The following is a 6,233-nucleotide window of genomic DNA, read 5'->3' as shown; positions in this document are numbered from 1 at the left end:
GTCATCCCCTCGGTCGCCTACACCGACCCCGAGGTCGCCTGGGTCGGGGTCACCGAGACCGAGGCGAAGGCCCGCGGGCTGTCCTACGGCTCGGGGACGTTCCCGTGGGCGGCGTCCGGGCGGTCGCTCTCGCTGGGCCGCTCCGAGGGTGTCACGAAGATCCTGTTCGACACCGAGACCGACCGCATCATCGGGGCGGGGATCGTCGGGCCGTCGGCGGGCGACCTGATCACCGAGGCGGCCCTGGCGATCGAGCTGGGCGCCGACGCGGCCGACATCGGGCTCACCATCCACCCGCACCCGACGCTCTCCGAGACCGTCGGGATGGCCGCCGAGGCGTTCGAGGGCACCCTGACCGACCTCTACCTGCCGAAGAAGAAGGCGTCGCGATCATGACGACCTGATGACGCCGGAGCCGCCCTACATCCTGGACGACTCCGGCACGGTCGGTTCATGAGCTGCCGGCCGGCCCGGACGACCCGGTGGCGTGGCGCGCCGTAGCGCATAACTGGTGGCGTCCGCACGGTTCCTGGCCCCGATCTTGCCGTAGATGTTGGCGACGTGGCGCTCGACCGTGTGGACGCTCAACCTCAGTGCGCGGGCGATCTCCTTGTTGCTCGCGCCGCCGGCCAGGTGTTCGAGGACCTGGGCCTCCCGGGACGTGAGCCCGTCCCTCGACGCCTCTCCGGCATCGGCGAGGCGGTCGCTCGGCCGCGGCCGTGGATCTCGGCAGGTGTCGCCCCGCGCCGCGGCGACGGTGGCCGCGACGAAGGGGGTCGCCTGCCACGCCTCGTGCTGGGTGTGGGCGGAACGGAAGAACGCCTGGGCTCGGTCGTGGTGGCCCTGACCCGCGGCGGTCAGACCGAGGTAGTGGTCCACCGCACCCCACCACGCGACCACCCCGAGGAAGGCGATCCGACCGGTGTGGGGAGCAAGGAGGTCGTGCAGTGTCGCGCAGTGTTCGGGGTGACCGAGGCGGGCGGCCGTCTCGGCGAGTAGTGCGACGCTGGCCGTCCACAGCGAGTCCCGGGGTATCGCGGCGCAGCGCTGCGCCACGAGCCCCTCGAGCAGGGCCAGCGCTTCGCTGCTCCGTCCGGTGTCGGCGAGGAGGAGCGCGAGATGACACCGGAAGGTCACCAACACCGGCCATCGCGCGGCCTGGTCGCGCACCGACTGTTCGGCGTCGGCGACGCGGCCCGCCTGCCGCAGGATCAGGAATCGCTGCCCGGTGGCGTAGAGCGAAGCGGGTTGGACGCCCAGACGGAGCCCCTCCGCCTCGGCGTCATCGACCTGGTGCAGCGCGTCGTCGAGGCGTCCGCTCATCGTGGCCCGGACCGCACGGAAGAGGTTCAGGTACCACCGGGCCAAGGGGCGCCCACTGTGCCGGGCGAGGACGGCGAGCCCGTCGAGCTCGGCATCTGCGCGCGCGAGGTCGTTCTGGAGGCAGTCGGGGACGAGGACCCGACGCGCCCTGAGCTCCAGTTCTTCGTCCTCGAGGTCCTGGGAGAGGTCGAGGAGCTCCTCGCCCAGGGCGAGGCGTTCGTCGAGGCCGTCGGGACCTCGCAGGACGAACTGGCGGGCGGCGAGGGCGCCGGCGAGACACCGCGGCTCGCCGAGCGCCCGGGCGTCCCGCACGATCTCCCGCGCCAGCGCTCGGGACCTGTCGAGGCCCGCGCCCCAGTACAGCTCAGTGGCGAGTCGGGCCCGGAGAGCGACGTCGAGCGCGGTCGGGGTGGCGTCGGGAAGTCGGGCGAGCGTCCGTTCGAGCATGCGTACCAGTCCGGCGTCGACGGTTCCGGCGGAGACGACGAGCTCGCCGAGCGCGAGGGCTGCCGAACCCATCTCGTCGATCGCGCCCGCCCGGGCGGCCAGCTCCCAGGCCTCCTCGAGGCAGTGTCGAGCCTCCTCGAGGTGGCCCGCTCGACCGGTCGCGCCACCGAGCTTGACCAGCAGGCCGACCCGACCGGGGCCGGCCGGGTCGGAGAGGGACAGCGCCGCGCGGTACCACTCCGCGGCGGTGGCGTCGGCCGAGGTCGCCGCGGCGTGGTCCGCCGCCCGTTCAGCGAGCCACCTGGCGTGACAGCGTGTTTCCGGGGAATGTGCAGCTTGCCGGGCGTGGTGCGCGATCGAGATGGCGTAACCCGGTTCCCCGTCGTGGGGTTCCAGGGCGGCGAGCGCGCGTCCGTGCAGGACCAGGCGCTGCGCGGCGTCGATCCGCTGGTAGAGAGCTTCCTGCACCAGCACGTGCTCGAACCGGTAGAGACCGGTCTGTTCGACCGGGCCGCTGATCAGTCCGCTCGTCACCGCCACCGTGAGTGCCGCAGCCACCTCGTCGGCCGAGGTGCGGCGGACGCGGCTCAGCACCAGCGGGTCCACGTCCCGACCGAGGACGGCCGCCTGGGTGAGCACCTCCCGACTGGGCGCCGGCAGGCGGCGCACACGTGCCCACGTCGCCGCGTCGATGGACGTGGGTACGACGTCCGGGTTCCCACCGAGGGACAGCACCTCGCGGAGGAAGAACGGGTTGCCCGAGGTCCGGGCGTGGAGCAGGTCGAGGTCGTGAGGGGCGTCGGTACCGGTCACCTGCCGCACGAACGCGTTCGTCTCCTCGCGGTCCAGCCCGCGCAGTTCGATCAGGTCGACCTCGCCGGCCGCGTCACCGATGAGGGACGCGATCGGGTGCTCGGTGGAGACCTCCGTGTCGCGATAGGTGCCCAGGCACGCCAGCGCCCGGCCCTCGGCAGCGTCGACCGTGAAGCGCAGCAGTGCCAGCGAGGCCTCGTCGGCGCGGTGCAGGTCGTCGAGCACCAGCAACAAGGGCCTCTCCGCGGCGGCGTCGAACAGGACCTGGCTCACGGCGTCGAAGAGTCGGAAGCGGTCGCTGTCCGGCGAGGCCCCGGTCAGGGCGGCGTGCGCCGATGCGGCCCCGGGGGTGTCCGAGCTGCTCGAGAGGGCGCGGACGGCCTGGATCCACGGCCAGTACGGCGGCGCGCCCTCGGTCTCCAGACACCGTCCCCACACCACGGTGAAGGCCATCGTCCGCGCGTGCTCCACGGCCATCTGCGCAAGCCGGCTCTTGCCCACCCCCGGCTCACCGCACATCAGCACCAACCGGCCGTGCGCCTGCGCGGTGGCAGCCAGGTGGGTGCGGAGCCGAGCCAACTCTGCGGTCCGTCCGACGAATTCGTGCCCCCCTGCCATGCACGCAGCGTAATCCTCAGGACGATGCGGACGACCAGAACGGGCGTCTTCTCCCGCCACTTGTCTCGCCACGCGACGCATGGTCGCCGGCCTGTCACGCCCGGTCGCCGACCCCTGGTCTTTGACCACAGCACCTACATGGTTTCCGCGATGCCGCACCACGGGCCCGAGCGCGACGCTTTTCCGGCAAGGACGCGATCGAGGAGGACGACGATGAAGTACGTGATGACGTGGTGGGAACGCCCCGGCGGATCCTTCGCCGACTACGAGGCGGCGCAGAAGCGCGTGCTCGAGGTGTTCGGTGCGTGGAAGATGCCGGACAGTCTCGTGTTCCACCAATTCGTCGTGCGGGTGGGCGAGTTCGGTGGTTGTGCCGTCATCGAGACCGACGACCCGGGCGCCCTGCACGGTCTGACGACCGCGATGGCAGTGTTCGCCTTCAAGGTGGAGCCGGTCATGGACGTGATGGACGCGATCGCGGCCGAGTCACAGGCCATCGCCTGGCGAGACGGCCTCGGCACCGCGTAGGGCGCGCTCGCGGGTGGACCCCCCCGAGCGGAACGGTCCACCCGCGTAGCACGCCCGGCCACCGGTGCGGGATCGCGGCGGCGGCCGAGGCGCACGGAGGACCGATGAGCAACGAGATCGTCGTGACGGGAGCGAGCGGCTGGCTCGGGGGGCACACGTGTCGGGTGCTGCACCGCCTGGGCTGGGAGGTCGTCGGCGTCTCCCGCACCCCCCGGATCGCACGCGGGCAGCACCCACGGTGGCGGTGGATCGGGATCGGCGCCGAACTCGAATACGCCGTCGCACGCGCCGGCCGAGTGCTCGACGTCGGCGGACGGCTCCGGGAGCTCATCGACGCGGGGCGCTCCAGCCGGTTCGAGGTCACCGACCGCGTCGCCCGCGGTCTGTCACGCACCACGGTCCAGGACCCCGTGCTCGTCAGCGCGAGCGGCTACCGCGTCCACCGTGGCGAGGAGCTCCTCGCCACCCCGACGACCAAGGGGGATCTGGTCTTCGGTGGATTCGACGCGACGACGGAGGACACCGCAGCCCGCGCCGCGCCGGCGGCCCGGTCCGCGATCATGCGGATCGGGCTGGTCCTCGGCGCCGACGGCGGTGTGTTTCCTGTTCTTCGCCGGCCGTTCGACGCCGGACACGGTGTGGTGCTCGGCAGCGGGAGACAGTGGCTCCCCTGGATCCACCTCACGGACGCCGTCGGCCTGCTCGTCGATGCGATCTCCGACCCCGGGTACGCCGGGGTGATCAACGCCGTCGCGCCCGAGCCGGCGCGGTACCGCGATCTGGCCCGAGCCACGGGTGACGTCCTCGGCGTTCCCTGGGGGACCCGGGTGCCGGAGGACCACGTCGTCCGAACATTCGGCGGGGCCTCCGCACTCCTCCTGCAGAGCCACCGGCTCAGGCCCGACACGGCCCTTGCGTGCAACTACTGCTTCGCCCACCCCGACATCACCGGCGCCGTCGAGGACGTCCTCGTCGGCTCTCAGGCCGCCGGGATCACCTCTTCCACCCATCGTTCGCCCTGTTGCCGGGAGTCCCCATGTTCCGTCACCACGCCGCTCGTGACCGGATGCGGCACGCGCGCCGCGTGCCACGCGTCTCCATCACAGACCGCGAGGCGGGCCACCCCGTCTGCCAGCAGGACCTGGATCGACTGACCGTCGACGCCGCCGCCGCACAGCATGCGCTGCTCGCGTGGGCGGAAGACGAGGTCGACGCGCTCGTCGGCCAGGTCGCCGGCCGGATCGCCGAGCACGCCGAGGAGCTCGCGCGCGCCACGGTCGAGGAGACCGGCATCGGCAACGTCGCCGACAAGGCGTCCAAGAACCGCTTCGCGAGCCTCGACGTGGCCGCGTCCGTGATCGGGCGTCCTGGCGTCGGCGCCTTCGAGGCGGACCGGACGCGCGGGATTCTGCGCATCGCGGATCCCGTCGGTGTCGTCGTCGGTCTGATGCCGGTGACGAACCCGGTGGCGACGACGGTCTTCAAGGCGCTGATCTGTATCAAGTCGCGCAACTCGTTGATCGTGAGCGGCCACCGGGCCGCGGGTCAGGTCACGGCCCGGACCGTCGAGCACGTGCGGGGCGTCCTCCGCCGGCACGGTGCTCCCGAGGACCTCGTCCAGGTGCTGCCCGGGCCACCTGACCGAGCCACGACCGCGAGGCTGATGGCACACCCGGGGGTCGACCTCGTGCTGGCGACCGGCGGCCCCGCCCTGGTCCGGGCGGCGTACAGCTCGGGCACACCCGCGATCGGGGTGGGCGCGGGCAACGCCCCGGTGTGGATCGCCCCGGACGCCGACCTGGCTCGGGCGGCAGCCCTCGTCGTCGCGGGCAAGGCGTTCGACCACGGCGTCATCTGCGGCTCGGAGAACAACCTCGTCGTGGACCGCGAGGTGCGGTCCGATCTCCTGCGGGCGATCGCCCGCGAGGGTGCCCACGTCCTCGACGCCGGCGAGTGCCGTCGCTTACGACGCCAGGTCTTCGACCGTGACGGGCGCCTCGCGAGCGTTCTGGTGGGTCGTTCGGCCCGCGCTCTGGCCCGCAGCGCCGGCATCACCGTGCCTCCCGACACGCGCGTGCTCGTCGCCCCCGTACCAACCTCGGACGCGGCTGGTCCCCTCGGGCACGAGAAGTTGGCGCCGCTCCTCTCGCTGTTCACCGTCGACGGCGACGCCGAGGCCATGACGCTGTGCCGGCGTCTCCTGAGCAACGGAGGCCGAGGCCACACCGCGATCGTCCACTCCGAGGACCCGGTCCGACAGGCCGCCTTCGGTCGGGCGATGCCGACGAGTCGCACCTTGGTCAACAGCTCCGGCGCATCCGGCTGCATCGGGATGGGCAACGGGCTGTCACCGTCGTTGACCCTGGGCTGCGGGACCTTCGGGAACACGTCGACCACCGACAACATCACCTACACACACCTCCTCAACGTGAAGAGACTCGTCAGACCGACGCCCTCGGCATCACCGGCCGGCTCGAGCAGCGCAACCGTCAGGGCGTGAGAGC

4 protein-coding genes and 1 pseudogene are annotated in these 6,233 nt (G+C 72.1%); 4 read left to right on the top strand and 1 reads right to left on the bottom strand.

Going from position 1 to position 6,233, the window contains the following annotated elements; translation table 11 throughout:
- Positions 1 to 396, top strand: a pseudogene (locus AC0CYZ_RS16630) (dihydrolipoyl dehydrogenase); the annotation flags it as partial.
- 24 nt (positions 397 to 420) lie between these two features.
- On the opposite strand, the gene AC0CYZ_RS16625 reads toward AC0CYZ_RS16630, so the two are convergent.
- A complete protein-coding gene (locus tag AC0CYZ_RS16625) occupies positions 421 to 3,201 on the bottom strand; it encodes an ATP-binding protein (RefSeq protein WP_472217284.1) in 2,781 nt (926 codons plus the stop codon).
- A gap of 138 nt (positions 3,202 to 3,339) precedes the next feature.
- Here AC0CYZ_RS16625 and AC0CYZ_RS16620 point away from each other — a divergent pair, with 138 nt between their 5' ends.
- The 3 genes from AC0CYZ_RS16620 to AC0CYZ_RS16610 all read left to right on the top strand — a co-directional run bounded on the left by AC0CYZ_RS16620 (position 3,340) and on the right by AC0CYZ_RS16610 (position 6,229).
- Positions 3,340 to 3,729: a DUF3303 domain-containing protein gene (locus AC0CYZ_RS16620; RefSeq protein WP_472217282.1), complete on the top strand. Its 390-nt coding sequence runs from the start codon at positions 3,340 to 3,342 to the stop codon at positions 3,727 to 3,729.
- Between the two features lie 104 nt (positions 3,730 to 3,833).
- Positions 3,834 to 4,883, top strand: coding sequence for an NAD-dependent epimerase/dehydratase family protein (locus tag AC0CYZ_RS16615; protein ID WP_472217280.1), 1,050 nt, complete (start codon positions 3,834 to 3,836; stop codon positions 4,881 to 4,883).
- A complete protein-coding gene (locus AC0CYZ_RS16610; RefSeq protein ID WP_472217278.1) occupies positions 4,814 to 6,229 on the top strand; it encodes an aldehyde dehydrogenase family protein in 1,416 nt (471 codons plus the stop codon). The genes AC0CYZ_RS16615 and AC0CYZ_RS16610 overlap by 70 nt, the downstream gene beginning before the upstream one ends.
- Positions 6,230 to 6,233 lie beyond the last annotated feature (4 nt).

This window comes from Actinomycetospora sp., assembly GCF_055612215.1.
This window is presented reverse-complemented; position numbering and strand designations above follow the sequence as displayed.